Origin of the sequence: Nonomuraea sp. NPDC049684, from assembly GCF_044465345.1 — a bacterium.
Lineage (GTDB): Bacteria > Actinomycetota > Actinomycetes > Streptosporangiales > Streptosporangiaceae > Nonomuraea.
On the sequence record NZ_JBITLO010000005.1, the window covers coordinates 435,729 to 461,467 of the forward strand.

Annotated in this window: 30 protein-coding genes; 14 read left to right on the forward strand and 16 right to left on the reverse strand. The window is 71.4% G+C overall.

Annotated features, from left to right (window positions below; translation table 11 throughout):
- Positions 1–36 precede the first annotated feature (36 nt).
- Complete coding sequence (locus ACIBST_RS19255) at positions 37–723, forward strand: hypothetical protein (protein ID WP_397173195.1); 687 nt, start codon at positions 37–39, stop codon at positions 721–723.
- Here the strand turns inward: ACIBST_RS19255 and ACIBST_RS19260 are convergent.
- Entirely contained in the window at positions 720–1,550 is an 831-nt protein-coding gene (locus tag ACIBST_RS19260; protein ID WP_397173197.1) for an undecaprenyl-diphosphate phosphatase, read from the reverse strand. The genes ACIBST_RS19255 and ACIBST_RS19260 overlap by 4 nt on opposite strands.
- Positions 1,551–1,692: 142 nt before the next feature.
- Entirely contained in the window at positions 1,693–2,505 is an 813-nt protein-coding gene (locus tag ACIBST_RS19265) for an NAD(P)H-binding protein (protein ID WP_397173198.1), read from the reverse strand.
- Positions 2,506–2,580: 75 nt separating this feature from the next.
- Here ACIBST_RS19265 and ACIBST_RS19270 point away from each other — a divergent pair, with 75 nt between their 5' ends.
- From ACIBST_RS19270 to lipB, 4 genes are all read left to right on the forward strand, one after another.
- Complete coding sequence (locus tag ACIBST_RS19270) at positions 2,581–3,501, forward strand: AraC family transcriptional regulator (protein ID WP_397173200.1); 921 nt, start codon at positions 2,581–2,583, stop codon at positions 3,499–3,501.
- Positions 3,498–4,007, forward strand: a complete 510-nt coding sequence (locus ACIBST_RS19275; RefSeq protein ID WP_397173202.1) for an HAD domain-containing protein — start codon at positions 3,498–3,500, stop codon at positions 4,005–4,007. The genes ACIBST_RS19270 and ACIBST_RS19275 overlap by 4 nt, the downstream gene beginning before the upstream one ends.
- Positions 4,008–4,069: 62 nt before the next feature.
- A complete protein-coding gene (locus tag ACIBST_RS19280) occupies positions 4,070–4,258 on the forward strand; it encodes a PspC domain-containing protein (RefSeq protein ID WP_352325923.1) in 189 nt (62 codons plus the stop codon).
- Between the two features lie 97 nt (positions 4,259–4,355).
- Positions 4,356–4,991, forward strand: coding sequence for a lipoyl(octanoyl) transferase LipB (gene lipB, locus ACIBST_RS19285; RefSeq protein WP_352355707.1), 636 nt, complete (start codon positions 4,356–4,358; stop codon positions 4,989–4,991).
- 4 nt (positions 4,992–4,995) lie between these two features.
- Here the strand turns inward: lipB and ACIBST_RS19290 are convergent, their stop codons facing one another.
- The 4 genes from ACIBST_RS19290 to ACIBST_RS19305 form a co-directional block, all read right to left on the reverse strand.
- A complete protein-coding gene (locus tag ACIBST_RS19290) occupies positions 4,996–5,550 on the reverse strand; it encodes a TetR/AcrR family transcriptional regulator (RefSeq protein ID WP_397173204.1) in 555 nt (184 codons plus the stop codon).
- On the reverse strand, positions 5,543–6,379 hold the full coding sequence (locus ACIBST_RS19295) for an alpha/beta fold hydrolase (RefSeq protein ID WP_397173206.1): 837 nt from the start codon (positions 6,377–6,379) through the stop codon (positions 5,543–5,545). The genes ACIBST_RS19290 and ACIBST_RS19295 overlap by 8 nt, the downstream gene beginning before the upstream one ends.
- A gap of 115 nt (positions 6,380–6,494) precedes the next feature.
- Positions 6,495–8,024 carry an amino acid permease gene (locus ACIBST_RS19300; RefSeq protein ID WP_397173208.1) on the reverse strand — a complete coding sequence of 510 codons (1,530 nt, stop codon included), beginning with the start codon at positions 8,022–8,024 and terminating at the stop codon, positions 6,495–6,497.
- Between the two features lie 97 nt (positions 8,025–8,121).
- A complete protein-coding gene (locus tag ACIBST_RS19305; protein WP_397173210.1) occupies positions 8,122–9,036 on the reverse strand; it encodes a zinc-binding dehydrogenase in 915 nt (304 codons plus the stop codon).
- A gap of 92 nt (positions 9,037–9,128) precedes the next feature.
- Here ACIBST_RS19305 and ACIBST_RS19310 point away from each other — a divergent pair, with 92 nt between their 5' ends.
- Positions 9,129–9,683 (forward strand): TetR/AcrR family transcriptional regulator, encoded by a 555-nt coding sequence (locus tag ACIBST_RS19310; RefSeq protein ID WP_397173212.1) that lies wholly within the window; start codon positions 9,129–9,131, stop codon positions 9,681–9,683.
- A gap of 93 nt (positions 9,684–9,776) precedes the next feature.
- On the opposite strand, the gene ACIBST_RS19315 is transcribed toward ACIBST_RS19310, so the two are convergent.
- The gene (locus ACIBST_RS19315) at positions 9,777–10,322 is read right to left on the reverse strand and encodes a type 1 glutamine amidotransferase domain-containing protein (RefSeq protein ID WP_397173214.1); all 546 of its coding nucleotides are present in this window, start codon (positions 10,320–10,322) and stop codon (positions 9,777–9,779) included.
- A 110-nt stretch (positions 10,323–10,432) separates the two neighbouring features.
- Here ACIBST_RS19315 and ACIBST_RS19320 point away from each other — a divergent pair, with 110 nt between their 5' ends.
- The gene (locus tag ACIBST_RS19320) at positions 10,433–10,693 is read left to right on the forward strand and encodes a heavy-metal-associated domain-containing protein (RefSeq protein ID WP_352325934.1); all 261 of its coding nucleotides are present in this window, start codon (positions 10,433–10,435) and stop codon (positions 10,691–10,693) included.
- 4 nt (positions 10,694–10,697) lie between these two features.
- Here ACIBST_RS19320 and ACIBST_RS19325 read toward each other — a convergent pair whose 3' ends face one another.
- Positions 10,698–11,048, reverse strand: coding sequence for a DUF2809 domain-containing protein (locus tag ACIBST_RS19325; RefSeq protein ID WP_397173216.1), 351 nt, complete (start codon positions 11,046–11,048; stop codon positions 10,698–10,700).
- A gap of 146 nt (positions 11,049–11,194) precedes the next feature.
- Here ACIBST_RS19325 and ACIBST_RS19330 point away from each other — a divergent pair, with 146 nt between their 5' ends.
- Genes ACIBST_RS19330 through ACIBST_RS19350 form a run of 5 tightly spaced genes read left to right on the forward strand, consistent with a single transcriptional unit; the run spans position 11,195 to position 16,923 of the window.
- Positions 11,195–13,015, forward strand: coding sequence for an ABC transporter substrate-binding protein (locus ACIBST_RS19330; RefSeq protein WP_397173218.1), 1,821 nt, complete (start codon positions 11,195–11,197; stop codon positions 13,013–13,015).
- Positions 13,012–14,067: an ABC transporter permease gene (locus tag ACIBST_RS19335; RefSeq protein ID WP_397173219.1), complete on the forward strand. Its 1,056-nt coding sequence runs from the start codon at positions 13,012–13,014 to the stop codon at positions 14,065–14,067. Before ACIBST_RS19330 ends, ACIBST_RS19335 begins: the two co-directional genes overlap by 4 nt.
- Entirely contained in the window at positions 14,064–14,945 is an 882-nt protein-coding gene (locus tag ACIBST_RS19340; protein WP_397173221.1) for an ABC transporter permease, read from the forward strand. The genes ACIBST_RS19335 and ACIBST_RS19340 overlap by 4 nt, the downstream gene beginning before the upstream one ends.
- Complete coding sequence (locus ACIBST_RS19345; protein ID WP_387679670.1) at positions 14,942–15,922, forward strand: ABC transporter ATP-binding protein; 981 nt, start codon at positions 14,942–14,944, stop codon at positions 15,920–15,922. The genes ACIBST_RS19340 and ACIBST_RS19345 overlap by 4 nt, the downstream gene beginning before the upstream one ends.
- A complete protein-coding gene (locus ACIBST_RS19350) occupies positions 15,919–16,923 on the forward strand; it encodes an ABC transporter ATP-binding protein (protein ID WP_397173223.1) in 1,005 nt (334 codons plus the stop codon). Before ACIBST_RS19345 ends, ACIBST_RS19350 begins: the two co-directional genes overlap by 4 nt.
- Position 16,924: 1 nt before the next feature.
- Here the strand turns inward: ACIBST_RS19350 and ACIBST_RS19355 are convergent, their stop codons facing one another.
- Both ACIBST_RS19355 and ACIBST_RS19360 read right to left on the reverse strand, forming a co-directional pair.
- A complete protein-coding gene (locus ACIBST_RS19355) occupies positions 16,925–17,749 on the reverse strand; it encodes an NAD(P)H-binding protein (RefSeq protein WP_397173225.1) in 825 nt (274 codons plus the stop codon).
- A 61-nt stretch (positions 17,750–17,810) separates the two neighbouring features.
- A complete protein-coding gene (locus ACIBST_RS19360) occupies positions 17,811–18,986 on the reverse strand; it encodes an FAD-dependent monooxygenase (RefSeq protein WP_397173226.1) in 1,176 nt (391 codons plus the stop codon).
- A 73-nt stretch (positions 18,987–19,059) separates the two neighbouring features.
- On the opposite strand from ACIBST_RS19360, the gene ACIBST_RS19365 reads away from it, so the two are divergent.
- Positions 19,060–19,629, forward strand: coding sequence for a TetR/AcrR family transcriptional regulator (locus ACIBST_RS19365; RefSeq protein ID WP_397173228.1), 570 nt, complete (start codon positions 19,060–19,062; stop codon positions 19,627–19,629).
- 53 nt (positions 19,630–19,682) lie between these two features.
- Here the strand turns inward: ACIBST_RS19365 and ACIBST_RS19370 are convergent, their stop codons facing one another.
- From ACIBST_RS19370 to ACIBST_RS19390, 5 genes are all read right to left on the reverse strand, one after another.
- On the reverse strand, positions 19,683–20,321 hold the full coding sequence (locus ACIBST_RS19370; RefSeq protein WP_397173229.1) for a maleylpyruvate isomerase N-terminal domain-containing protein: 639 nt from the start codon (positions 20,319–20,321) through the stop codon (positions 19,683–19,685).
- Positions 20,322–20,420: 99 nt separating this feature from the next.
- Positions 20,421–21,167, reverse strand: a complete 747-nt coding sequence (locus tag ACIBST_RS19375; RefSeq protein WP_397173231.1) for a nucleotidyltransferase domain-containing protein — start codon at positions 21,165–21,167, stop codon at positions 20,421–20,423.
- A gap of 54 nt (positions 21,168–21,221) precedes the next feature.
- Positions 21,222–22,160 carry a ribose-phosphate pyrophosphokinase gene (locus ACIBST_RS19380; protein WP_357966942.1) on the reverse strand — a complete coding sequence of 313 codons (939 nt, stop codon included), beginning with the start codon at positions 22,158–22,160 and terminating at the stop codon, positions 21,222–21,224.
- A gap of 18 nt (positions 22,161–22,178) precedes the next feature.
- Positions 22,179–22,637: a GNAT family N-acetyltransferase gene (locus ACIBST_RS19385; protein ID WP_397173233.1), complete on the reverse strand. Its 459-nt coding sequence runs from the start codon at positions 22,635–22,637 to the stop codon at positions 22,179–22,181.
- Positions 22,634–23,272: an HAD family hydrolase gene (locus ACIBST_RS19390; protein WP_397173546.1), complete on the reverse strand. Its 639-nt coding sequence runs from the start codon at positions 23,270–23,272 to the stop codon at positions 22,634–22,636. The genes ACIBST_RS19385 and ACIBST_RS19390 overlap by 4 nt, the downstream gene beginning before the upstream one ends.
- 149 nt (positions 23,273–23,421) lie before the next feature.
- On the opposite strand from ACIBST_RS19390, the gene ACIBST_RS19395 reads away from it, so the two are divergent.
- Positions 23,422–25,221, forward strand: a complete 1,800-nt coding sequence (locus ACIBST_RS19395; protein ID WP_397173235.1) for an alkyl/aryl-sulfatase — start codon at positions 23,422–23,424, stop codon at positions 25,219–25,221.
- Positions 25,222–25,485: 264 nt separating this feature from the next.
- On the opposite strand, the gene ACIBST_RS19400 is transcribed toward ACIBST_RS19395, so the two are convergent.
- Positions 25,486–25,713, reverse strand: coding sequence for a hypothetical protein (locus ACIBST_RS19400; RefSeq protein ID WP_352327393.1), 228 nt, complete (start codon positions 25,711–25,713; stop codon positions 25,486–25,488).
- Positions 25,714–25,739 lie beyond the last annotated feature (26 nt).

The window sequence follows — 25,739 nt, forward strand, 5'->3', positions numbered from 1 at the left end:
CGACGGGTGGCGGCGGCGGCACGTACCGTCGCCGCCATGTTCAGGAACCAGGTGACCTTCCGCCGCGTCGCGGCGGGCACGTTGCTCATCGCGGCCCCGCTCCTGCAGCTCGTGGCCGTCGTCATCGACCCCGGCACGTGGGGCGACTCCCGCGAGGCGGTCAGCTACGGCGACAACCCCGCGCTGGCCCAGGCCGAGTCGGCGCTCTACCACTGGAGCTGGATGCTCATGGGCCTGGCGGCCATCGGCCTGGTGCACCTCACCAGGCGCAGGGCCACCGTGCTCGGCCACATCGCCGGGGCCGCGACGGCCATCGGCTACATCTCGACGTCGGCCCTGCTGATGATCGACCCCGTCGAGTGGTGGCTGGGCCGGCACAACCCGCCGGAGCAGGCGCAGAAGATCCTCGACGAGATGCTGAACCTGCCCGGCGTGATCTTCGGCTTCCAGATGCCGTGGATGTTCTTCGCCGTGCTGGGCCTGCCGTTGCTGGCCGTCGCCGTGTGGCGGGCCGGGTTCGTCGGCTGGTGGGTGCCGCTGCTCGTCTTCGTCGGGTACGTCGTCTCCTTCCCCATCGAGTACGGCCCCGTGACCGTGCTGTTCTGGGCCCTGCCCGTCGCCGGCCTCGGCTGGACCGGCCTGAAGGTGCTGCGCATGGGCGACGAGGCCTGGGCGGCCTACTACCCCTCGCCCGCCCTCGACCGGACGGGCGTGCCGGTCTAGGCCTGGGCCGGGATCCAGCCCAGGGTGACCGCCAGGATGACCAGGAAGCCCAGCACGATGCGGTAGATCACGAACGCGGTGAAACGGTGGGTGCTGATGTACTTCAGGAACCAGGCCACCGCCGCGTAGCCGACGGCGAACGAGATCAGCGTCGCCAGGATGGTGGGCCCCCACGCGGGGGCCTGCCCCTCGCCGATGTCCTTCAGCTCGAACGCCCCCGAGGCCAGCACGGCGGGGATGGCCAGCAGGAACGAGTATTTGGCGGCGTCCTCGCGGCGGTAGTCGAGCAGCAGGCCCGCGGTGATCGTGCCGCCCGAGCGGGAGACGCCCGGGATGAGGGCCAGCGCCTGCGCGAAGCCGTAGACGATGGCGTGGGTGAAGCTGAGGTGCTTCTCCAGCGTGAGCTTGTTGCGCGCGGTGCGGTCGGCGAACCACAGGATGCAGCCGAAGACGATCAGCGTCGTGCCCACCAGGCGCAGGTCGCGGAAGACGGTCTCGATCTGGTCCTTGAACACCAGGCCCAGCACGCCGATCGGGAGAGTGCCGACGATGACGTACCAGCCCATGCGGGCCGCCCAGTGGCCGCGCAGCTCCCGGTCCCACAACGAGCGGACCCAGGTGGAGACGATCTCCCACAGCTCCTTGCGGAAGTAGATGAGCACCGCGGCCTCGGTGCCGAGCTGGATGACCGCCGTGAAGGCCGCCCCCGGGTCCTGCCAGCCGAAGAAGGCCGAGACCACACGGATGTGGGCGCTGGAGGAGATCGGCAGGAACTCCGTGAGCCCCTGGATGAGCCCCAGCACCACCGCTTCGAGCCAGCCGATCACGACTACACCTTCCGGTTACGGGAGTGACCAGGGTGAGGTTAGCGGAAACGGGGGCCGCGCAGTTGCCCGCCCAGCAGGTTGAGCGGGCCGGGGGAGAGCCGGCCCGCTCCCGGGTCCGGCCACGCCACGACGGGGCCCGCGCTCAGCGTGCGGCCCACGCCGCGGCGTTGGCCCTGGCGTAGTCGGCGAAGTCGCGGGCCGGACGGCCCAGCGCCTCCCGGACGCCGTCCGCCAGGCGGGCGTTGCGGCCGTCGAGCACCTCGGTGAACAGCCCGGTCAGGCCCTCGGCCTCCCCGATCGGCACGCCCGCCGCCACCGCCCCGGCCACGTACTCCTCCGGCGTGACCTGGACGGAGGTGATCGTGCGGCCCGTGGCCTTCGACAGCTCGGCCGCCGCGTCGGCGAACGTCAGCAGCCTCGGGCCGGTCAGCTCGTACAGGCGGCCCGCGTGGCCGTCCTCGGTGAGCGCGGCCACGGCCACGTCGGCGATGTCGTCGGCGTCCACGAACGGCTCGGGCACGTCGGCCACCGGGATCGCCAGCACGCCGTCGAGCACCTGGTCGAGCAGGAAGCCCTCGCTGAAGTTCTGCATGAACCAGCCGCAGCGCACGATCGTCCAGCCGAGGCCGGACTCCCGCACGGTCCGCTCGCTCGCCTCCGCGCCCGGCTCGCCCCGGCCCGACAGCAGCACCAGCCGTCGCACCCCGGCCTGCGCGGCGAGCCGGGTGAGCTCCCGGACGTCCTCGTACGCGCCGGGCAACGCCAGGTCGGGGTAGTAGGACACGTACACGGACTCGACGCCGTCGAGCGCGGCGGCCCAGGTGGAGCGGTCCGCCCAGTCGAAGGACGGCGTGGCCGAGCGGGAGCCGATCCGCACGGGAAGGCCGAGAGAGGTGAGCCGGTCAGCGACACGGCGGCCGGTCTTGCCGGTTCCGCCCAGAACCAAAATCGTCATGCATCCAGTAAGCCGTCATACCCATAAGACTCTCCATGGTTGAGAAGCGCGATGCCATATGCGATCGTCTAGCCCATGGATCAGCTCGCGGCATTGCTCGACGGACCGAGAGCGCGGAGCGCCTTCCTGCTCCGGTCCATCCTCGACCCGCCGTGGTCGATGCGCATCCAGGACGAGGCCCCGCTCACGCTGGTGGCCCTGGTGTCGGGTGAGGCGTGGGTGCTGCCGGACAAGGGCGAGCCGGCCCGCCTCGAACCCGGGCAGGTGGCCATCCTGCGGGGGCCGGAGCCGTACGTGGTGGCCGACGCCCCCGGCACCGCGCCGCAGATCGTCATCCACCCCGGCCAGCGCTGCACCACCGTCGACGGCGAGTCGCTCTACCAGTCGATGGACCTCGGCGTGCGCACCTGGGGCAACGACCCGGCGGGCGGCACCGTGCTGATCACCGGCACGTACACGCTGGAGGGCGAGGTCAGCAGGCGCCTGCTCGACGCGCTGCCCCAGCTCCTCGTGCAGCCCGGCGGGCCGGTCATCGCGCTGCTCGGCGCCGAGATCGTCAAGGACGACCCGGGCCAGTCCGCGGTCCTCGACCGGCTGCTCGACCTGCTGCTGATCGCCGTGCTGCGGTCGTGGTTCGCCACGCACGAGGCGCCCGCCTGGTACCGCGCGATGGGCGACCCGATCGTGGGCAGGGCGATGCGGATGTTGCACAACAACCCCGCCCACCCCTGGACGGTCGCCGCCCTCGCCACCGAGGTGGGGGTCTCCAGGGCGGCGCTGGCCAGGCGGTTCACCGACCTGGTGGGGGAGCCGCCGATGTCCTTCCTCACCGACTGGCGGCTCGCCCTCGCCGCCGACCTGCTGCGCGAGCCCGACGCCACGATCGGCTCGGTGGCCAGGAAGGTCGGCTACGGCAGCCCGTTCGCGCTGAGCGCGGCCTTCAAGCGCGTACGCGGCGTCAGCCCCCAGGCGCACCGGGCCGGGGCGGCGAGGTGAAGCCCCTGCTGCTGCTCGACGTCGACGGCGTGCTCAACCCGATGGGCCGCCCCACACCCGACTTCCGGCGCTACCGCTGCACGATCGGCACCGAGGTCTACACCGTGCACCTCAACCCCCGCCACGGCCGCCGCCTCCTCGACCTGGCCCTGACCACGGGCGCCGAGCTGGTCTGGGCCACCACCTGGGAGCAGCACGCCAACGAGTGGATCTCCCCCAGGATCGGCCTGCCCACGCTGCCGGTCGTCACCATGGGCCCCGAGCGGACCAGGACCGAGCACGGCGAGATGTTCAAGACGCCGCACGTCGCCGCGTACGCCGGGCGGCGGCCGTTCGTGTGGTTCGACGACCAGGTGTGGGCGCAGGACGAGCAGTACCTCAGGGTGCATCAGGGTCTGGAGAATTTCCTGTTGATCCACGTCGATCCCAGGCATGGACTGACCAGGGAACATCTGGGCATGGCTCATGAGTGGCTGACCCTTACAGGGTTTTCTCAGGGTCCCTAGCGGGATAGCGGCGGCGCTGCTGTCCGTTTTACCGGTAGGTCATCACGACACGGAGGAACAGCATGTACCGCTCAAGGGAGCACAGGATTCTGGCCGGCGTCTGCGGCGGGCTCGCCGACAAGATGGGCCTGCCCCCGACCCTCGTCCGCATCCTCTGGCTGCTGCTGTCGCTCATCCCCGGGCCGCTGTGGGTGGTCTACGTCGCCATGTGGATCCTCGTCCCGGAGGAGCCGAGGGGCTACTCCCACTGACGCGTGACCGGCGGGCCGCACCGGCGGCCCGCGGCCGCCGGGCCACCGCGCCCGGGGTGCGTGCGCCGGTGTCCGGGAGGCGTCCTATCCTCGAAGGATGAGGGCAAGGCCGCTGACACTTCTCCAGGACGATCTGGTCGACTACGACACGGCGATGGAGCGCATGACCGACCTCGTCGGGCAGCGCCAGCGGGACGAACGGCCGGACACGCTCTGGCTGCTCAGCCACCCGCCCGTCTACACCGTCGGCCGGCGCACCCCCGCCGAGCACCTGCCCGACCCCGCGCGCGGCATCCCCGTGCTGGAGACCGGGCGCGGCGGGCAGCTCACCTACCACGGCCCCGGCCAGCTCGTGGGCTATCTCATCGTCAAGCTCGGCGAGGACGAGGGCATCGTCGACTACGTGCGCGAGGTCGAGCTGCGCCTGGTCGAGGCCCTCGGCAAGCTCGGCCTGCCCGCCGAGCGGCGGGACACCCCGCCGGGCTCGGAGCTGCTGACCGGCGTCTGGACGTCCGCGACCGGCCGCAAGATCATCTCGATCGGCATGCGCCAGAGCAGGGGCGTCACCAGCCACGGGTTCGCCCTCAACGTCGACGGCGACCTCACGCCCTGGAACTGGGCGGTGGCCTGCGGCATGCCCGACGTGGACATGACCTCGCTCAAGCGCGAGCTGGGCGACATCACCATGCAGGACGTGCGGCCCGCCGTGGCCGCCGCCTTCGAGGCGTCCTGACCGCTCAGCGGGGAGTGGCCAGCCCGGCCACGACCATGTGCTTGAGCAGGTCGTAGCTGTCGTCGAGCAGCTCGGGCAGGCCGAACCCGCCCGACGCCTCCAGCACCGCGAACCCGTGCGCCGCCGCGCGCAGGCAGCGGGCCGCGTGGATCGCGCCGGAGCCGTCCAGCCCGTAGCCGCGCAGCGCCGCGAGCACGATGCCGACCAGGCGCTCGCCCGCCGCCTGCGTGCCGGGGTTCGGCTGCTGGATGACCACCGCGTAGCGGTGCGGGTGGCGGGTGACGTAGGCGCGCCAGGCGTCCATGAGCGCGCCGACGGCCTCCTCGCCCGAACGGCCCAGCACCGCCTGGCCCAGCGCGTCGGAGATCTCGTCGGTGATCCGCACCGACAGCAGCTCGCGCAGCTCGGCCAGGTTGCGCACGTGCTTGTACAGCGACGGCGTCGCGACCCCGGCGCGGGCCGCCAGGGCCGAGAGCGTCAGGGCTTCCGGGCCGCCCTCGTCCACCACGCGCACCGCCAGGTCGACGACCGTGTCCTGGGACAACGCCGCCCTAGGCATGGACGCGCTCCTTGACGAACGACGTCACCGCGGCGGCCACCTGCGCCGGGAACTGGGCGTGCGGGTAGTGGCCTGCGCCCTCGATCATGGCGATCCGGCCGCGCCCGGCGGGCATGGCCGCCACGATCCCCTCCGCCTCGGCGCGCGGGTCGGCCCAGTCGGGGTCGAGCGTGCCCATCACGACCAGGACGTCGCGGGTCAGGTCGGGGAGCCGCGCGCCGGCGTCGGTGGGGGCGGCCTGGCCCATCCTGGCGACCGCGGCCATCCGGCCGGGCCGGCGCAGGTCGGCTTCGAGCGCCGCGACGTACTCGGCGTGGTCGGCGGGCTTGACGCCGGGCATGGCGTGGTCGAAGTACTTCTTCCACAGCCCGACGCTGCGCAGGATCGCCGCGCCGAGCAGCAGCATGACGCCCTTGCGGTGGCGGGCGTCGCGCAGCAGGCCGCCGGCGTCGAGCCGCTGCGCCCGGGTGAACGGGCCGAGCTCCACCACGGCGCTGACCAGCTCGGGCGCCTGCGCGGCGGCGATCGTGGCGGCCCCGCCCGCGAACGAGTGGCCCACCAGGACCGCCGGGCCGCCCAGGTGGCGGACCAGCGCGAGGAGGTCGCCCGCGACGTCGGTGCGGGTGTGGGAGGGCCATTCGGCGCTGGACTCGCCGTGGCCGCGCAGGTCTGTGGTCGCCACCCGGAAACCCGCCGCCACGAGCTCCGGCGCCAGGAACCTGAAGGCCCGCCGCCCGTCGCCCATGCCGTGCGCCAGCAGCACCAGCGGCCCTTCGCCGGTCACGTCATAGGCGAGCTGCCCGCCCTCGACCTTCAGGAACTCGGTCATGTCCAACCCTTCGGCTAACTCTTATAGCCCTAAAGCTAAAGCCTTTAGCCAAGAGGTGTCAAGCGCCGGAAAGACGGCGGGCACGGCCGGACCGGCCGTGCCCGCCTGGTGGAAGTCAGGAGATCGGCGCCTCGTCGATCGTGCGGCGCGGGCCGGTGAACCAGTGCCTGGCCGACAGGCTCCACCACAGCCAGATGCCGATCAGCACGACGCCGACCGCGATCGGCGCGTAGTTGACCGACGTCCAGGTGAAGTCCTTGTTGCCCGGGACGCCGGCCGGGGAGAACGGCATGACGAAGTAGACCGACACGATGACGATCTCGACGCAGGCGATCCAGCCCAGCACCCGGTACTTGCGGCCGAGCGTCCACGGGCCGGGACGGAAGGCGTCGCCCATGCGCAGGCGCAGCCAGATCGGGATGAGGAACGCCAGGTAGAGGCCGATGACCGCGATCGACACGACGGCGTAGAAGGCGACCGGGGTCGTCGAGCCGGCCGGGGCGTACAGGGCGGGCAGGGTGATCAGGGCCGCGATGAGGCAGCCGGCCAGGATCGCGTTGACCGGCGTGCGGTTGCGGTCCACCTTCGACCACAGCCGCCAGCCGGGCACCGCGCCGTCGCGCGAGAACGCGTACGTCATGCGCGACATCGAGGTCACGCAGCTCATCCCGCAGAAGAACTGGCCGATCGTGGAGATCGCGAAGATCGCGGTGGCCAGCGGGGAGGAGAGCGCGGTCTCGAAGATGGCGCCGACGAAGCCGGACTGCTTGTTGATCTCGTCCACGTTCGTCGCGGCGAACAGGAACGCCAGCAGCAGGATCCAGCCGCCGATCGCCGAGTAGAAGATCGACTGCCACAGGCCGCGGGCGGCCGTCCTGGCCGCGCCCTGCGTCTCCTCCGACACGTGGGCGCAGGCGTCGAACCCGGTGATCGTGTACTGGGTGAGCAGGAAGCCGAGCGGGAGCACGTACAGCCAGAAGGGCACGCCGCCGTCGCCGTCGCCGAAGCCCGAGTTGTTGATCGTCCCGCCGAACACGAAGCCGAGCGACTGGTGCTCCGACGGCGCGAAGACCAGGATCGCCACGATGACGACCGCGCCCGCGACGTGCCACCACACGCTGATGTTCTGCAGCAGCGAGATGAGCCGGTGGCTGAAGATGTTGATGAGCGCGTGCAGGATGAGGATGATCACGAACAGCAGGAACGCCTGGGGGAGCGTCCCCTCCCACGCGCCGCCGGTCAGGCGGCTGATCGTGATGTTGAGGAACGTGGCGCAGCCGTAGTCGACCGACGCGGTGACCGCGATGAGGCCGATCAGGTTGAGCCAGCCGGTGAACCAGCCGTGGATCGGCTTGCCCATGGTGGCGGCCCACCAGTAGATGCCGCCCGCCGTCGGGAACGCCGAGACCAGCTCCGACATGCAGAAACCGATGATCAGGATGAACGCGGAGATCAGCGGCCAGCCCCACGAGATGGCGATGGGGCCGCCGTTGTTCCAGGCCTGCCCGAAGGTCGTGAAGCAGCCGGCGAGGATCGAGATGATGGAGAAGGAGATCGCGAAGTTGGAGAAGCCGCTCCAGGTCCGGGCCAGCTCCTGCTTGTAGCCGAGCTCGGCGAGTCGCCTGGAATCCTCTTCGAGTGACATGAGGTCTCCCTGGGGGGCGCGGAGGACGCTCTGTTTGGTCTAGGTCTAGACCATTTCTTCCCGAGGGACAAGGCGTGACAGGTGAGTTTCGATGTGGTCAGGAAAGACCGTCTCCCGCCGGGCCGACGTCGAGCACGACCTTCCCCGTGACCGTGCGGTCGAGCTGGGCCGCGGCGGCCTCGTCCAGGCGGTCCCACGGCACGCGGCGGCCGATCTCGACGGTCAGGTCGCCGGCGGCCACGAGGCCGAGCAGGAAGGCCAGGTCGGGGCCGGGGGCGCTGACGTCGCCGAAGGAGTTCATCGAGCGGGCGGGGCCGAGGGAGAAGGTCGAGCCGGGCGGGAAGACGGCCGGCTGCCCGCCGGCCCAGCCGACGCTCTGGAGGTTGCCGCCCGGCTTGAGCAGGCCCCAGGCGGTCACCAGGGCCGGGCCGCCGACCAGCTCGATCACGACGTCCACGGGGGCCACGCCGTCCAGGGCGGTCACGACGTCCACGTCCGGGCCGAGGGCCGAGGCGCGGGCGGGGGAGCTCACCGAGGCGACGACGTGCGCCCCGGCCAGCCTGGCGAGCTGCACGGCCAGCCGCCCGACCGAGCCGGACGCGCCCGTCACGAGGACGCGCGACCCGAGGGCGACGCCGGCGGCGCGCAGGGAGCGCAGGGCCGACAGGCCGGACATCGGCAGGGCGGCGGCCACCGCCAGGTCCACCCCGTCGGGCACCACGGCGAGCGAGCCGGTGTCGAACGCTGCCCGCTCCGCCCACGCCCCCGCCCCGAACGCCGCCACCCGCGCGCCCTCGGCCGGGCCCGTGCCGTCGGCGGCGGGCCGCAGCACCACCCCGGCGGCGTCGTAGCCGAGCACGACGCCCTCCGGCAGGCGGTCCATGTGCCGCAGCTCGCTGAAGTTGACCGACGTCCGCCGCACCTCGACGAGTGCCTGTCCGGCCTCGGGAACGGGCTCGGGGACGTCGGCGAGCCGTCCCACGGCCCCCGGGCCGACCACCAGTGCGCGCATATGACATCCTCCCGGAACCATGCGGACCGGCGGTCCGCTTCATCGCCGGGATACTATGGGGACCGACAGTCCGGTTGCAAGGAGGGGCCTTGGTGCGATCAGACGCGACCCGCAACAGGCAGGCGATCCTGCGGGCCACCGAAGAGCTCCTGGACGCCCACGGCGCCGAGCACATCTCGCTCGACCGGGTGGCCGCGGCGGCCGGGGTGGGCAAGGGCACGCTGTTCCGCCGCTTCGGCAGCAGGACCGGCCTGTTCCAGGAGCTGCTGGCCGAGCGCGCCGCCGCCCTGGCCGAGGCCATCGAGTCGCCCGGCTCGCCGCTCGGGCCGGGGACGCCGCCGCGGGAGCGGCTGCTGGCGTTCCTGGACGAGCTGGCCGGGCTGGCCGAGCGCAACCTGGCGCTGTTCGCCGCGCACGAACGGGCCTGCGCGGCCGACAAATACCGCGACCCCACCTACCTGCGGTGGCACGCCCACGTGACGGGGCTGGTCGGGGCGGCGGCGCCGGGGCTCGACGCCGGGTTCGCCGCCCACACGTTGCTGGCCTCCTTCGACGCCGACCTCGCCCGGCACGTGATGGCCGAGGGCGGCGCCGACCGGCTCAGGGCCTCGGTGCGCGGCGTCGCCGAGGCCCTGCTCCGCACCTGAGGCCCTGCCCCGCGCGCAGGCTCTGCTTCGCGCTTCAGGCCCTGTTCCGCGCCCGCCAAGGGGCCGAGGCGACAGCGGGATGACGTGCCGCGGTCAGGCCGAGAAGGCGTCCGTGACGGCCTGGCAGAAGGCCTTGAGGTCGTCCGGTTTGCGGCTGGTGACCAGGGTGTTCGGGCCGTCCGTGCAGACCACGACCTCCTGGTCCTTCCAGGTCGCGCCGGCGTTGCGCAGGTCGGTCTGCAGGCTCGGCCAGGACGTCAGCGTGCGCCCGCGCACGACGTCGGCCTCGACCAGCGTCCAGGGGGCGTGGCAGATGGCGGCCACCGGCTTGCCGGCGTCGAAGAAGGCGCGCGCGAACCGGACCGCCTGCGGCACCGTGCGCAGGAAGTCGGGGTTGGCGACGCCCCCGGGGAGCAGCAGGGCGTCGAAGTCGCCGGGGTCGGCGTCGTCCACCGTGGCGTCCACGGTGAAGGTGTCGGCCTTGTCCAGATGGTTGAACGCCTGGATCCGCCCCGAGGACGTGGAGACCAGCCGGGGCGTGCCGCCCGCCTGCTTGACCGCCTTCCACGGCTCGGTGAGCTCCACCTGCTCGACTCCTTCGGGAGCGACCAGGAACGCGATGGTCTTGCCGTTCGACATGACTGTCCCTTCGTTTTCGCCTCCCCTATCCGGACGCCGCCGAAGTATGCGCTCATTACCCCTGGGGGGTATATAGTGGGCCGCGAAGCCGAGAGAAGAGGAGTTCGGACATGGTGATCACCGCGTACCAGGTCGAGGGCATGACCTGTGGCCACTGCGTCAGCTCGGTGCGGGCCGAGGTCGGCAAGGTCGACGGGGTCCAGGCGGTCGAGGTCGACCTCGCGGCCAAGGAGATGGTCGTGACCAGCAGCGCGCCGATCGACCAGGCCGTCATCGAGTCGGCCGTCGTCGAGGCCGGCTACGAGCTGGGCGGCGGCCGGGAGCTGCTGCCGCAGGCCGGGTCGTGCTGCGGCTCGGGCGGCTGCCACTGACCCCTCAGGGGGATCGGCGCCGGGCCCACAGGGTGTGCGCGGCGCACGCGGCGGCCGCGCCGACGGCGTACCAGAGCAGGTCGGGCGGGTTGAAGGTGCTGCCCAGCAGTGGCCGCAGGACTGCCGGGATCTCACCGAGCTGGGCGAACTCGATCGCCCAGCTCAGCCCGCCCGACGCCAGGGCGGCTGCCCACGGCCGCACCCGCGGCAGCGCCAGCACGACGAGCGCGTAGATCAGTACGGTGTAGAGCGCGTCGCCCGCGTACTTGGGCACGGGCCCGTCCCACCACACCCGGACGGCGAGCCCCGCCACGACGGTCGCGACGGCGGCGAGGAGAACGGGCAGGCGGGGCACCCGATCACGGTAGTGCCAAGCCTACTGAAAATTTACACCGCAGAAGGAAACGAGAATGAAACAATTTTCCGCGACTCGTTGACACGCGGTCTCCGTATGGTGTGCCTTCATCTACACAGGAATCCCCCGCCTGAAGGTGAGGCATCATGAGGAAATGGTTCGCACGCCTGGCTGTGCTGGGCGTAGCGCTGTTAGTGGCCGGCCAAGGCGCCACGGCGGCCCAGGCCCAGGAACCTGCGGCGGGGAAGAAGATCCTACGCGTCGGCGCCACCCAGGCGATGGACTCCATGAACCCGTTCCTGGCGGTCCGGCTGGTCTCCACCGCGATCCAGCGCACGATGTACGGCTTCCTCACCGTCCCTGACTCCAAGACGCTCCAGCCCAGCCCCGACCTGGCCGAGTCGTGGACGACGTCCGACGACGGGCTCACCTGGACGTTCAAGATCCGTAACACCAAGTGGTCCGACGGCCAGCCGGTCACGGCCGAGGACGCCGCCTGGACGTTCAACAAGATGATGACGGACGAGGCGGCCAAGACGGCCAACGGCCCCGCCGTGGAGAACTTCGCGAGCGTCACCGCCAACGGCCAGGACCTGATCATCAAGACCAAGGCGCCGCAGGCGTCCATGCTGGAGAACCCGGTCCCGATCATGCCCAAGCATGTGTGGGAGAAGGTCACCGACATGGCCAACTACGAGGCGGAGACGTACCCGACCGTGGGCAGCGGCCCGTACATCGCGGTCGAGCACAAGAAGGACCAGTACGTCAAGCTGCAGGCCAACCCCAACTACTGGCGGGGCAAGCCGAAGGTCGACGAGCTCCAGTTCATCTTCTACGACAACCCGCAGGCCGCCATCGCCGGGCTCAAGAAGGGCGACATCGACCTGCTCGGCCGGATGACGCCGCCGGAGTTCCAGGCGATCGAGAACGACCCGAACATCGAGGCGTGGAACACCCAGGGCAGGCGGGCGTCGTACCTGCAGATCAACCACGGCGCCACGACCACCGACAACAAGCCCATCGGCGACGGCCATCCGGCGCTGAAGGACCCGAAGGTGCGCCAGGCGCTGCACTTCGCCATCGACAAGCAGAAGCTGGTCGACGAGGTGCAGGGCGGGCTGGCCAAGCCCGCCGACGGCTCGATCATCCCGCCCATGTACAAGGACTTCTTCTGGGAGGCCACGGGCGAGGACAAGGTCACCTACGACGTGGCCAAGGCGAACAAGATCCTCGACGACGCCGGCTACAAGAAGGGCGCCGACGGCGTCCGGACGATGCCCGACGGCAAGCGCAAGCTGGAGTTCCGCTTCAGCATCCACACCGACACGCCGATCGAGGACAAGCTCGCCGAGTACCTGACCGGCTTCTGGAAGGAGATCGGCATCACGCTGACCACCCAGAAGCTCGACTCCAGCAAGTTCACCGAGGAGACCGGCGTCACGGCGCTGTTCGACATCGCGATCAGCGGCTGGTCGGTCAACCCCGACCCCGAAGAGGTCCTGGCCACCCACCTGTGCAGCCGCAGGCCGGCGCCGGGCGGCGAGGGCGGCGGCACCGAGTCGTTCTACTGCGACCCGACCTTCGAGAAGCTCTACCAGGAGCAGCTCAAGGAGCTCGACCGGCCCAAGCGCGCCGAGCTCATCAAGCAGATGGAGCAGCGGCTCTACACCGACGCCCCCGTCATCGCGATCTACTACACCAACGACCTTGAGGGTTACCGCAAGGACCGGATCACCAGCATCACCCCGATCCCCGAGGACAAGGGCCTGCTGTACGGCGGCAGCGGCTACTGGCCGTTCTACACGGCCGACGTCAAGGCGACCGCGGCCGGCGGCTCGGCCTCCGACGGCGGCTCCGGCTCCAACACCGGTCTCATCGTCGGCGTGGTCGGCGGCGTGGTGGTCATCGGCCTCGTGGCCTTCCTCCTGACCAGGCGGCGCAAGAGCGCCGCGGACGAGCGCGAATGACCACACCGCTCGAAGCAGCAGAGCCCGCCGCCGTCCAGGCGGCGGGCCCTGGTGAGGACCGCCCCGCTCGCCACGGCACGCTGAGGTACGCGTTGTCGAAGGCCGGCGGGGCGCTGTTCAGCATCGCCGCGGTGATCGTCGGGACGTTCTTCGTCTTCCGCATGCTGCCCGGCGATCCGGTGCGGAACCTGGCGCAGGGCCGCAACATGACCCCGGCGCAGCTCGACATGGAGCGTCACCGGCTCGGTCTCGACAAGCCGGTGCTCGACCAGTTCTTCGACTTCGTCGGCAAGACGCTCAGGCTCGACCTGGGCACGTCGTACGAGTACAAGCGGCCGGTGCTCGACCTCATCGGCGAGCGCATCGGCCCGACGCTGCTGCTGGCCGGGACCGGGCTGGTCATCGCGGTCAGCCTGGGCATCTGGCAGGGCACCAGGGCCGGATGGCAGCGGGGGAGCCGGTTCGACCGCTTCTCCACCGGTCTGTCGCTGGTGTTGTGGTCGGTGCCGACGTTCTGGCTCGGCCTGCTGCTGATGATGGTGCTGGGCGTGGGCATCGGCCCGATCCCCGGCATCTTCCCCTTCCGCGGCATCGAGAGCGTCGACGCGCCCGACGGGTTCGCGTACCTGCTCGACGTGGCCTCGCACATGGTGCTGCCGTGCCTGACCCTGGTGGCGGTGATCTACGCCCAGTACCTGCTGGTCATGCGGTCGTCGTTGCTGGAGGAGGTCAGCCAGGACTACGTCACCGTGGCCCGTGCCAAGGGCCTGCGCGACGACGAGGTGCGCCGCCGCCACGCGGTGCCCAACGCCCTGCTGCCCACGGTGACGCTGGTCTTCATGCGCATCGGCTTCGTGGTCGGCGGCGCGGTCACCGTGGAGACGATCTACACCTGGCCGGGCCTCGGGCAGCTGTTCTACCGGGCGGTCCGGGTCCCGGACTTCACGCTCATGCAGGGCACGTTCATGCTCATCACCGTGGCCGTGATCCTCATGAACACGCTGGCCGACCTGCTCTACCACGTTCTCGACCCGAGGGTGAGGTCGGCATGACGAGTGTCGCTGCCACGCGCAGGCGGCAGGCGCTGAGCAACTTCTGGACCGACTTCCGCCGGCACCGCGCCGGGGTGGCCGGGATGGTCGTGCTACTGGTGGCCGTGGTGCTCGCGCTGGTCGCGCCGCTGTTCATCGACGAGGGCGTGACGAGCGTCATCGACGCCCCCGGCGACGAGTTCGACGCGCCCAGCCTGGCCTTCCCGTTCGGCACCGACGAGTCGGGCCGGTCGATCCTGCTGATGATCTGGTGGGGCTCGCGCGCCTCGCTGCTCATCGGCTTCCTCGCCGCGCTGCTCAGCATCGTGATCGGCATGGTCATCGGCATCGCCGCCGGGCACTTCGGCGGCTGGCTCGGCGGCGCGCTGATGCGGGTCACCGACTGGTTCCTGGTGCTGCCCTCGCTGGTGACCGCGCTGGTGCTGGCGGCCATCCTCGGCGGCAGCACGTTCACCATCATCATGGCGATCGGCGTCACCACCTGGCCGTCCACGGCCCGGCTGATCAGGGCGCAGACCTTCGCCGTCGAGGCCCGGCCCTACATCGAACGCTCCAAGGCGCTCGGCGGCGGCCACTGGCACATCACCACCCGGCACGTCCTGCCCAACGTGGCGCCGCTGCTGCTGGCCAGCACGACGCTGGAGGTGGCCAGCGCGATCGTCACCGAGTCGACGCTGGCCTTCCTCGGCGCCAGCGCGAACAAGACGTCGTGGGGCACGATGCTGCGCGGCTCCTACGACTACGGCGCGGCCAACGAGGGCGCGTGGTGGTACATCATCCTCCCCGGTCTGGCCATCCTCGTGGTCGTCATGGCGTTCACCCTCGTCGGACGGGCGCTGGAGGCCGTGCTGAACCCAAGGCTCAGGAGGGCGGCATGAGTCTCCTCGAACTGGACGACCTGTCGGTGACCTACCGCATCGCGTCGGGCGAGGTGCCCGCGGTGCGCGGCGTGTCGCTGACCCTCGACCCCGGAGCGGCGCTCGGCGTCGCCGGCGAGTCCGGGTCCGGCAAGTCCACGCTGGCCATGGCGCTGCTCAGGCTCCTGCCCAAGAGCACGCGCGTCGGCGGCCGGATCCTGCTCGACGGCGACGACGTCCTCACCATGAAGTGGGGACGCATGCGGGCCGTGCGCTGGGCCGAGGCCTCGATCGTGTTCCAGGGCGCGCAGCACGGGCTCAACCCCGTGCGCCGGATCGGCGAGCAGATCGCCGAGCCGCTGCTCGTCCACGGCCTGGCCAAGCCGGACGGCGCCCGCAAGCGCGTCGGCGAGCTGCTCGAACAGGTCGGCCTGCCCGCCTGGCGGGCCCGCAGCTACCCGCACGAGCTGTCCGGCGGCCAGCGGCAGCGCGTGATGATCGCGATGGCGCTGGCCTGCTCGCCGCGCCTGATCATCGCCGACGAGCCCACCACCGCGCTCGACGTGATGGTCCAGGCGCAGGTCCTGACGCTGATCAAGGAGCTGATCGCCGAGCACGGCATCTCCCTGATCATGATCTCGCACGACCTGTCGGTCCTGGCCGACGTCTGCGACCAGCTCGCGGTCATGTACGCCGGCCGCGTGGTCGAGCACGGCCCCTCCCGCGAGGTGTTCCACGACGCCCGCCACCCCTACAGCCGGGCGCTGGCGGCCGCGTTCCCCACCGTGGGCGACCCGGTCTCGCGGCTGGCCCCCAAGGGGCTCGGCGGCGACCCGCCGGACCCGATGCAGCTCCCCACCGGCTGCGCGTTCCACCCGCGCTGCCCGGTCGCGCTGGACGAATGCGCGGGCCTGGACGTCGAGCTGTGGCCCGCCGGTCCCCGCCACGCCGCGGCCTGCGTGCACGTACGCTCCAAGGAGGAGGTCGAGGCTTCATGACCGAGACGCAGACCGCGGCCGAGACCGTCTCGACGGGCAAGGGCGCGCTGCTGGAGGCCCGTGACCTGCACGTCGCGTTCTCCTCGCGGGGCCGCAGCGCCCGCGCCGTCGACGGCGTCAACCTGGCGATCGGCCAGGGCGAGATCGTGGCCCTGGTCGGCGAGTCGGGCTGCGGCAAGACCACGCTGGCCCGCACGCTGCTCGGCCTCGAACGCCCCACGTCCGGCGAGGTCCGCTACGACGGCTCCGCGCTGAACTACGGCTCCAAGGCGCTCAGGGCCTACCGCCGCCAGGTCCAGCTCGTCCTGCAGGACCCGATGGGGTCGCTCAACCCCCGCCAGACCGTCTACGAGGCGGTCGCCGAGGGGCCGCGCATCCACGGCCTGCCCGACGAGGAGGAGATCGTGGCCTCCGCCCTGTCCAGGGCCGGGCTGCGGCCGCCCGAGCGGTTCTTCCTGCGTTACCCGCACGAGCTGTCCGGCGGGCAGCGGCAGCGGGTCGTGATCGCCGGCGCGCTCGCCCTCGACCCGAAGGTGCTGATCGCCGACGAGCCCGTGGCCTCGCTCGACGCCTCCGTGCGCGGCGAGATCCTGGCGCTGATGCTCAAGCTCAAGACCGACCTCGGCCTGTCGGCCCTCGTCGTCACCCATGACCTCGGCCTGGCCTGGAACATCGCCGACCGGGTCGCGGTCATGTACCTGGGGCGGATCGTCGAGTCGGGGCCGGTGGAGCAGGTGCTGACGGCGCCGCGGCATCCGTACACGCAGGCGCTGATGTCGGTGCTGCCGGAGTCGCCCGAGCGGATCGTGCTGACCGGCGAGCCGCCGGACCCGACCAGGGTGCCGGGTGGCTGCCGGTTCCACCCCCGCTGCCACGTGCTGGCCTCCGGCCGAGCGGCGGAGGCGGGCGTGGACGCGGCCTGCCGGTCGCAGGCGCTGAGCATCCTGCCCGCGGTCCCCGACGCCCAGGCCGCCTGCCACTACGCGGCGGTCAGCGGGTAGCTCACCCGCGGAACGCGTCGGCGTGCTCGCGCGCCCACTCGGCGAAGTCACGCGCGTCCCGGCCGGTGATCTCCCGGACGGTCGGGACGACCGTGTAGCCGACCTCCGGCGTGTTGCCCAGCGCGCCGACCAGGAACTCGACGGTCTGCTCGCCCATGCCGTCGGCGCGCCACTTGGCCCGCGCCTCGTCCACGGTGAGCTCGACGAAACCGACGTCCCTGCCGACGGCCTCGGCCAGGACGGCGACCTTCTCCCGCAGGCTGAGCGCGCGCGGGCCGGTCAGCACGTACGTCCGGCCGCCGTGGCCGCCCTCGGTCAGGACCTTCGCGGCCACCGCGGCGATGTCCCGCTCGTGCACCAGGGCGCTCAGCCGGTCGCCGAACGGCTCCTTGATGACGCCTTCCGTCCTGATCGTGTGCGCCCACCACTTGAGCGTGTTGGCCATGAACTCGACCGGGTGGAGCAGCGTCCACTCCAGGTCGGTGGCGGCGAGCGCCTGCTCCAGCGCGCCGTCCTCGCGGCCGCCGAGCACGGTGACCCGGCGGACGCCGGCGTCGGCGGCCAGTTCGGCGAGCCCGGCGCCGTCGGGCAGCGGGGCGTAGTCGTCGCCGGCGAAGTTGATGAAGTGCACCCCGGTGACGCCCTCGAAGGCGGCGGCCAGGGAGGCCGGTTCGGCGAGATCGCCGCCGACGATCTCGACGCCCTCGGGAAGGGCGGCCCCGGCGGGGTTCCTGGTGAGGGCGCGCACCTTCTGACCGGCCTGGAGCAGCTCCTCGACGACGAGGCGGCCGACGGTCCCGGTGGCACCGGTGACGAGGATGGTCATGTGAAACCCCACTTCTTTCGGAACGGAATGTTCTGCTCTTATAGTAGCAGAACGGAACGCTTCATTCCGAGTAATTCTTGAGCCGGATCGCCACGGCCGCCCGGTGGATCGCCCCCGCGATCCGCTCGACGACCTTCTCCTTGCCCGGCAGGTACGGCAGCAGCTTGAGCATCCTGAGCTGGAACCACAGCGCCAGCCGTGAGCCCATCACCATGCCCCTGACGTTCACCGGCCCGAGCTCCTGGTTGACCCGGACGAACTCCCGCATCTCCCGCTCGTAGCCCGCCGCGCCGCCGCCCCCGGCCAGCTCGCCCGCCAGCACGTACGCGCCCACGATCGCCAGGCTGGTGCCCTGTCCCGAGGCCGGCGAGGCGCAGTAGGCGGCGTCCCCGAGCAGCACGACCCGGCCCTTCGACCAGCTGTCCATGTGCACCTGGCTGACCGAGTCGAAGTAGAAGTCGTCGGCGTCGCGCACCGCGCCGAGCAGCGCCGGCACCTCCCACTCGACCCCCGCCATGGCCTCGGCCAGCAGGTCCTTCTGGCGGCCGGTGTCGCGGTGGTCGTAGGCCAGCGGCTGGGAGGCCCACATGAACAGCGCCTTGGCGGCGCCGTCCTGGCGGGTGCTGTAGACGTTGGCGGTGCGGCCGGGGGCGGCGTGCACGGCCTCCTCGCGGTCCAGTCCCAGGGTGTTGGGGACGGTGGAGATCGAGACGTAGTAACCCAGGTCGCGGACGAACCGGGCGTCCTCCCCGAACACGATCCTGCGGATGTTGGAGCGCATGCCGTCCGCGCCGACGATCAGGTCGAACCGGCGGGGCGCGGCGTGCTCGAAGGTGACCAGCCCGTCGTCGGAGACGGCGGTGACGGAGTCGCCGAAGAGGTATTCGGCGTCGTCGCGGGTGAGGTCGTACAGCAGCTCGTTGAGGTCGCCGCGCATGATCTCGACGTCGTCGCCCTCGCGTCCGCCGAACAGGTCGGCGTCCATGGTGGCCACCGGGCGGCCCTTGCGGTCGTAGTGGGTGGCCACGCGCATGCCGGTGCTGCGGGCGGTGACCGCGTCCAGCAGGCCCATGCGCCCGATCACGTCGAGGGCGGCGCCGCGGATGTCGACCTTGTAGCCGCCGGTGCGCAGGGCCGGAGCGCGCTCGACGACGGTGACGGTGCAGCCGTGGCGGCGCAGCCAGTAGGCCAGCGAGGTGCCGGCGATGCTCGCGCCGGAGATCAGGACGTTCTTCATGCCGAGAACGGTACACATGTCTCAGACGCTTGTCTAGGACAGAGTTTTCAGACGTTCGTGTTAACGTCTGGGCATGGGAAACAGGGAAGACCTGCTGGCCGGGGCGAAGCGTTGCCTGATCGAGAAGGGCTACTCGCGTACCACCGCGCGCGACATCGCGACGGCGTCGGGCGTGAGCCTGGCGGGCATCGGCTACCACTTCAAGTCCAAGGACGCGCTGATGAACGAGGCGCTGTTCGAGGTGATGCAGGAATGGGGCGACGACCTGGCGCGGACGCTCGTCGCCGACGTCGAGGAGGGCTCCTCACCGCTGGAGCGGTTCGCGGCGGCGTGGGACCGGGTGGTGGAGTCGTTCGACCGGCTGCGGCCGCTCTGGATCACCCAGCTTGAGCTGCTCGGGCAGATCGATCACGTGCCGGAGCTGCGCGAGCAGCTCGTCCCGGCGCTCAAGGGCGCGCGGCTGGGGCTCGCCGAGCTGTTCCAGGACGTGCGGGCGGAGACGGACCCCGAGCGGGCCCGGCTGGTGGGCTCGCTGTACCAGGCCATGCTGACGGGGTTCCTGGCGCAGTGGCTGCTCGACCCGGACAGCGCGTTGTCCGGGCGCGAGGTGGCCGAGGCGCTGCGCCTGGTGGGCGGCTCGTGAACCGGGCCGGGGCCTAGAAGGCGCCTATCGCGTCCCGGCTCCGGGCGTGGTGATCAGAAGGCGCTTATCGTGGCGGGGGCGCGTTCGGCCCTGCTGAGGGTGCGGATGACGGCGGTGGCGCCGTGCCGGTGCACCGCCAGGCGGGCCAGCAGCTCCACGACCGGCTCGTTGATCGACGGCGGCAGCTCCGGCGTCTCGACGCCCACGCTGGCGGCCAGGTCGTCGGAGTGCACGACCAGCTCCGTCACCCTGGTGAGCAGGAAGTCGTCGAGCCGCAGCGACCAGCCGGTCCACGGCAGCCGCACGATCCGGTCCGCCGGCTCGGCGGGCAGCTCGGCCAGCAGCCGGTCCAGCAGCGCCTGCGTGCGCTCGACGAGCGCGGCGTGCCCGTCCGCGGCGGCCGCCTGGCCGCCCACCCGGACGCTGACGTTGCTCTCGTGGTCGAGACCGGCCTGCACCCACGGCGACCTCGTGTAGTGCTCGATGAGCGGGATCGGCGCCCCGGGCTCCTCGCCGGAGTCGAGCACGTCGATGACCCTGACGATCTGGTGGGCCAGGTGCCCGGCCAGGCCCGCGACGCTGAACTCGGTGAGCGCGCTCGGCTTGTCCCACGCCGCCCGCACGGCCGGGTCGCGCAGCAGCGACATCGCCGACGTCGCGGCCACCAGATAGGACTGCCTGATCTCCCCCATTTGCCGCCCTTTCCCCGGTTCGGGTGGTAAGTCGGGGCCAAGACTATCCCTCGGCGATCCGCGGGGTGCCGCCGTCCTGCCCACTGAGACGGGGGCGGCTCAGGTCTCGTCGGGGCCCTCCGCCAGCACCTTCCCGATGGCCGACCGGACGAAGGCGCGGGTCAGCCTGCCCCTTCTGAAGCGGCTCAGCACCGGGCGCGGCGTGCCGTACCGGCGGGCCCGCACGTCGGCCAGGACGGTCTCCGGCGCGCCCATCCCGGCCAGCACGTCAAGGGCCTCCCGCTTGGTGATCAACCGGCCCTCCCGCAGCGTGACCGAGGCCCTGGCGACGGTCAGCAGGCCGAGGTCCACCCAGACGTCCCGCAGCCAGCGCCGCCGCCCGCGGGTCTTGTCCAGCCAGAACTCGCGCAGGTCCGTACGGACGAAGTCGGCCAGCACGGCGTCGGAGACGGCCGGCAGCAGCTCGGCCGGCGGCGGCCCGTGCAGCACGAGCGGAGCCGTGTGCAGCTCGCGGCGGGTCACCGCCGTCACCGGGCGCCGGAAGATCTGCTCGTGGGCCCACGTCACGTGCTCGACCCGCAGGTCGGCCAGCTCCTCCAGCGGCAGGTAGGAGCAGTGGAGGAGGTCGGCGAGCGGCAGGCCGAGCCCGCGGTGCAGCCCCTTGATCCGGCGCCACTGCTCCATCGTGACCGGCGTCTCGACCACCGCGATCAGGTCGAGGTCGCTGCGCCCCGGCTGGTAGTCGCCGGCGCCCAGCGAGCCGTGCGCCCACAGCGACACCAGGGGCACGACCTCGCCCACGCCGTCTCGGAACCGCCGGAGCAGGACGTCTGTGGCCGCATGCATGATGTCCACTATGATCCATTCCCGGCCGTCCCGGAAGATCACCGGGGCGGGCCGTCAGGACGTGCTGAACAGAGCGCTCACCGACTCGCCGTCGTGGATCCGGCGCATGGCCTCGGCCAGCGCCGGCGCGATCGACAACACCGTCAGCTTGTCACTCGGCTTGGGCGGCGGCACGGTGTTCGTGCAGACGATCTCCATGACCTCGGGGAACGCGCTCAGCCGCTCGATCGCCCCGCCCGCGAACAGCCCATGCGTGCACGCCACCCGGACGGAGTTGACGCCCTGCTCACGCAGCCGGCCCAGCAGCTCGATGACCGTGCTGCCCTTGGCGATCTCGTCGTCCAGGATGATCACGTCCTTGCCGGCGACCTCGCCGATGACCGAGCTGATCACCACGCGGTCGTCGGCGAAGCGCTGCTTGGCGCCCATCGCGACGCCGGTGCCGAGCAGGCGGGCGAAGTGCGCGGCCTCCTTGGCGTTGCCCAGGTCGGGGGAGACGACGACGGCGTTCGACAGGTCGTAGCGGCGGAAGTGCGCGGCCAGCTCGCGCAGCGCGTGCAGGTGGTCGACCGGCACGCTGAAGAAGCCGTGCACCTGCGGCGAGTGCAGCGTCATGGCCAGCACCCGGTTCGCGCCCGCGGCCACCATCAGGTCGGCGACCAGGCGCGCGCCGATGGAGATGCGTGGCGCGTCCTTCTTGTCCGATCTGGCGTAGGCGTAGTGGGGGAGCACCACGGTCGTCCTGGCCGCGGACGCGCCGCGCGCCGCGTCGATCATGAGCAGCAGCTCGACCAGGTTCTCCTGCGTCGGCGGCACCAGGGGCTGGATGAGGAACACGTCGCGCTCGCGGCAGTTGGCCTGGAGCTGCACCTCAAGCGCGTCGTTGGCGAAGCGGGCGACCTTGACGGGGTGGAGCGGGGTTCCGAGATGGGAGCAGATCTCCTCGGCCAGCTCGGGATGGGCGCTGCCGGAAAATACCGTGATGTCTCGCACGATTCCCAGAGGATAGCTTCACGGGCTCACGTAGTGGTGGAGCAGGGCGGGTTCGCCCGCGGCGTTGAGCCATCGCGCGCGGGTGCTGCCGACGCGGCGCCAGCCCAGCCGCTCGTAGAGCGCGACGGCGGCCCGGCCCTCGTCGGAGACCTCCAGGACGACGGGCGCCCCGGCCGCCTTCCGCACGGTCTCCAGCAGGAGGGCGGCCAGCCCGCGGCCCCGGGCGGCGGGCACCACGAAGAGCCGGGTGACCTGCGGGCCCTCCGCGGCGCCCGCCAGGCCCACGTGGCCGAGCACCTGGCCCTCCTCGACCGCCACCCAGGCGCGCAGGAGGTCGCCCGGAGTCAGCCAGCCCTGCGGGTCGGCCGGCCAGTCGACGGGGTAGCGGTCGGCGGCGTGCACCAGGGCAAGGGCGTCGGTGCAGGCGGTCAGGTCGGCCGGTGTGCGGGGGCGGACGCCCATGCCGGCGGTCGTCACGTCAGCGCCTCGACCGTGAGCGCGTCGAGGTCGGGCAGGACCTGCCAGGCGAGCGCGAGGGCGTCGTCGTCGGGCGGGTAGCCGGGATGCGGCACGGCGATCACCCGCATGCCGGCCGCGTGCGCCGAACGCAGCCCGTTGCTGGAGTCCTCGACCGCCACGCAGTCCTTCGGGTAGATCTCCAGCCGCCGGGCCGCCTCCAGGTAGCCGTCGGGGGCGGGCTTGCCGCGCGCGACCTCCTCGGTGGAGACCGTGGTGACGAAGTACTCGCGCAGCTCGGACGCGTCGAGCACCACGTCGATCAGCCGCCGCGGCGACGAGCTGGCCAGGCCGAGGGTGAACCGCGCGGCCAGCCGGCGCACGGCCTCGCGGGCGCCCGGCAGCAGCGGCACGCCGTCTTGGTAGCGCTCGGCCATCTGGTCGACCACGCCCTCGGCGATCTCGCCGGGCGTCAGGCGCACCCCCAGCTCGTGCAGGTAGGCCGCCCACTCGCCGGTGCTCATGCCCATCAGCCTGGACTGCGTGTCGGGCTGCCAGGTGCCGCCGTGGTCGGCGACGAAGGCGCGCCGCACCTGCTCCCAGACGGGTTCGGAATCGACGAGCACGCCGTCGAGGTCGAACACGCACGCTTCCATGACCACCCCCGGATGAGATCAGCTTGGGACCACCCAATCACACCGTCCGCGCCGCTACGCCGCCGCTCCCTGTCCTTATTGCCCGAGTTTCATGCTATTGGGGCTGGTTGTTGAGCTACGAGCGTCCATTCAGGGGCATGCGAGCAGACATGGCAGACCTTCCATTTCATGACACGGGCGACTTCGAGGACGCCGATCGCGGCTTCATCGCGAAGCTGACCCCCGCCGTGGTCACGTCGAGAAGCGGCGAGGTCGTCTGGGACAACGACTCCTACGCCTTCCTCAACGCCGAATGCCCCGAGACCGCCCATCCCAGCCTGTGGCGGCAGAGCCAGCTCTGCGCCAAACAGGGCCTGTACGAGGTCGCCGACGGCATCTACCAGGTACGCGGCCTGGACCTGTCGAACATGACCCTGGTCGAGGGCGACATCGGCGTCATCGTCATCGACCCGCTGGTCTCCACCGAGTGCGCCGCCGCCGCGCTCGCCCTCTACCGCCGCCACCGCGGCGACCGGCAGGTCACCGGGGTCGTCTACAGCCACAGCCACGTCGACCACTTCGGCGGCGTGCGCGGGGTCACCGACGGCAACGTGCCGATCCTGGCCCCCGCCGGGTTCATGGACCACGCGGTCTCCGAGAACGTCTACGCCGGCCCCGCCATGAACCGCCGCGCCGGCTACATGTTCGGCCTCGCCCTGCCGCACGCCCCGGACGGCCAGATCGGCTGCGGCCTCGGCATGACCTCCTCGACCGGCACCACGTCCCTCATCCCGCCCACCGTGGACGTCAGCCGCACCGGCCAGGAGGAGATCGTGGACGGGGTGCGGATCGTCTTCCAGCTCACCCCCGGCACCGAGGCCCCCGCCGAGATGAACTTCCTCTTCCCCGACCGCGACGCCCTGTGCCTGGCCGAGAACGCCACCCACAACCTGCACAACATCCTCACGCTGCGCGGCGCCCAGGTGCGCGACGCCCGCGTCTGGGCCCGCTACCTGTCGGAGACCCTCACGCTGCTCGCCGACCAGGCCGAGGTCGCCTTCGCCTCCCACCACTGGCCGACCTGGGGAAAGAGCAACATCGTACGGTTCCTCCAGGAACAGCGAGACCTGTACGCCTACCTGCACGACCAGACCCTCCGGCTGCTCAACAAGGGCCTGACCGGCGCCGAGATCGCCGAGCAGATGCGGGTGCCGCCCGCGCTGGAGCAGGTCTGGCACACCCACGGCTACTACGGCTCGGTCAGCCACAACGTCAAGGCCGTCTACCAGCGCTACCTCGGCTGGTACGACGGCAACCCCGCCCACCTGTGGGAGCACCCGCCCAGGGAGAGCGCGATCCGCTACGTCGAGTGCATGGGCGGCGGCGCAGCCGTCGTGGCCTTCGCCCGCCGCTACATCGAGGAGAACGACCTGCGCTTCGCCGTCCAGCTGCTCAACCACGCCGTCTTCGCCGACGAGGGCAACAAGGCGGCCAGGGACCTGCTGGCCGAGGTCTACACCCGGCTCGGCCAGGGCGCGGAGAACGGGACGTGGCGCAACTCGTACCTGACGGGGGCCATGGAACTGACCGACGGCATCGCGCCCACCCGCGTCACCACCACCTCGCCCGACCTGGTCGCGGCCCTGACGGTGGAGCAGATCTTCGACTCCCTCGCCATCCGCGTGGACGGCCCCAAGGCCTGGCACGAGAGCCTGTCGATCGACTGGCACCTGACGGACCTGGGGGAGCTGTACCGCACCACGCTGTCCAACGGGGTGCTCGTCCAGCGGCTGAACCCGCCGGAGGAGCCCGTGGACCTGACGCTCCGCCTCACCCGGGCGCAGCTTCTCGGCCTGCTGGCAGGGAAGGGCGTGGAGGGGGTGGAGCGGGAGGGCGACATCACGGCGCTCCAGCGGCTGGTCGCCGTGCTCGACTCCCCGGCCCGCGACTTCGCCATCGTCACCCCCTGAGCCACCGACTCCACGAGCCACCGACTCCACGAGCCACCGACTCCCAGAGCTCGGACTCCCAGAGCTCGGACTCCCAGAGCTCCGACTCCACGAGGCGCCGACGCCGCGAGCCGCCCGGCCCTCCGGGCCTGTGACCTCATGGCTTGCTGACCCGCGGGCCTCTGTCCCCGTGAGTCACTGAACCCCGGCGCCCTCAGCCGGGCTCGCCGCGCGTCGGTCCCGCCCATGCGGCCCTCTGGGCACACGGGCGTCGCGGACCGGCTCTCAGAGTTTGTACAGCTTGTTGAACGGCGTGGTGATCCGCTCCTGCCGGGATCCGAAGTCGACCAGTACGGCGACGTCGTCCTCCACCCCGATGACGACACCGAGGCCGAATCGGTCGTGGCTCACCCGGTCGTGCATGTCGAACTGCTCCGCGGGTGGCGCCGGAGGCGGCGGTTTGAAGGGACTTGTGGGCAGGTGACGACGAGAATCGCCGCTGGCTCGCTTCATCTCCTCCAGTATGCGCCCACCGAGTG

Bases quoted from the DNA above. Each gene is read 5' to 3' on its own strand.
- ACIBST_RS19270 (WP_397173200.1), top strand. From the start codon at position 2,581: ATGGATCAGCTCGCGGCATTGCTCGACGGACCGAGAGCGCGGAGCGCC.
- ACIBST_RS19400 (WP_352327393.1), bottom strand. From the start codon at position 25,713: ATGAAGCGAGCCAGCGGCGATTCTCGTCGTCACCTGCCCACAAGTCCC.
- ACIBST_RS19360 (WP_397173226.1), bottom strand. From the start codon at position 18,986: ATGAAGAACGTCCTGATCTCCGGCGCGAGCATCGCCGGCACCTCGCTG.
- ACIBST_RS19255 (WP_397173195.1), top strand. From the start codon at position 37: ATGTTCAGGAACCAGGTGACCTTCCGCCGCGTCGCGGCGGGCACGTTG.
- ACIBST_RS19315 (WP_397173214.1), bottom strand. From the start codon at position 10,322: ATGTCGAACGGCAAGACCATCGCGTTCCTGGTCGCTCCCGAAGGAGTC.
- lipB (WP_352355707.1), top strand. From the start codon at position 4,356: ATGAGGGCAAGGCCGCTGACACTTCTCCAGGACGATCTGGTCGACTAC.
- ACIBST_RS19395 (WP_397173235.1), top strand. From the start codon at position 23,422: ATGGCAGACCTTCCATTTCATGACACGGGCGACTTCGAGGACGCCGAT.
- ACIBST_RS19350 (WP_397173223.1), top strand. From the start codon at position 15,919: ATGACCGAGACGCAGACCGCGGCCGAGACCGTCTCGACGGGCAAGGGC.
- ACIBST_RS19265 (WP_397173198.1), bottom strand. From the start codon at position 2,505: ATGACGATTTTGGTTCTGGGCGGAACCGGCAAGACCGGCCGCCGTGTC.
- ACIBST_RS19340 (WP_397173221.1), top strand. From the start codon at position 14,064: ATGACGAGTGTCGCTGCCACGCGCAGGCGGCAGGCGCTGAGCAACTTC.
- ACIBST_RS19375 (WP_397173231.1), bottom strand. From the start codon at position 21,167: ATGCATGCGGCCACAGACGTCCTGCTCCGGCGGTTCCGAGACGGCGTG.
- ACIBST_RS19295 (WP_397173206.1), bottom strand. From the start codon at position 6,379: ATGACCGAGTTCCTGAAGGTCGAGGGCGGGCAGCTCGCCTATGACGTG.
- ACIBST_RS19370 (WP_397173229.1), bottom strand. From the start codon at position 20,321: ATGGGGGAGATCAGGCAGTCCTATCTGGTGGCCGCGACGTCGGCGATG.
- ACIBST_RS19330 (WP_397173218.1), top strand. From the start codon at position 11,195: ATGAGGAAATGGTTCGCACGCCTGGCTGTGCTGGGCGTAGCGCTGTTA.
- ACIBST_RS19305 (WP_397173210.1), bottom strand. From the start codon at position 9,036: ATGCGCGCACTGGTGGTCGGCCCGGGGGCCGTGGGACGGCTCGCCGAC.
- ACIBST_RS19365 (WP_397173228.1), top strand. From the start codon at position 19,060: ATGGGAAACAGGGAAGACCTGCTGGCCGGGGCGAAGCGTTGCCTGATC.
- ACIBST_RS19390 (WP_397173546.1), bottom strand. From the start codon at position 23,272: ATGGAAGCGTGCGTGTTCGACCTCGACGGCGTGCTCGTCGATTCCGAA.
- ACIBST_RS19280 (WP_352325923.1), top strand. From the start codon at position 4,070: ATGTACCGCTCAAGGGAGCACAGGATTCTGGCCGGCGTCTGCGGCGGG.
- ACIBST_RS19290 (WP_397173204.1), bottom strand. From the start codon at position 5,550: ATGCCTAGGGCGGCGTTGTCCCAGGACACGGTCGTCGACCTGGCGGTG.
- ACIBST_RS19345 (WP_387679670.1), top strand. From the start codon at position 14,942: ATGAGTCTCCTCGAACTGGACGACCTGTCGGTGACCTACCGCATCGCG.
- ACIBST_RS19320 (WP_352325934.1), top strand. From the start codon at position 10,433: ATGGTGATCACCGCGTACCAGGTCGAGGGCATGACCTGTGGCCACTGC.
- ACIBST_RS19335 (WP_397173219.1), top strand. From the start codon at position 13,012: ATGACCACACCGCTCGAAGCAGCAGAGCCCGCCGCCGTCCAGGCGGCG.
- ACIBST_RS19355 (WP_397173225.1), bottom strand. From the start codon at position 17,749: ATGACCATCCTCGTCACCGGTGCCACCGGGACCGTCGGCCGCCTCGTC.
- ACIBST_RS19300 (WP_397173208.1), bottom strand. From the start codon at position 8,024: ATGTCACTCGAAGAGGATTCCAGGCGACTCGCCGAGCTCGGCTACAAG.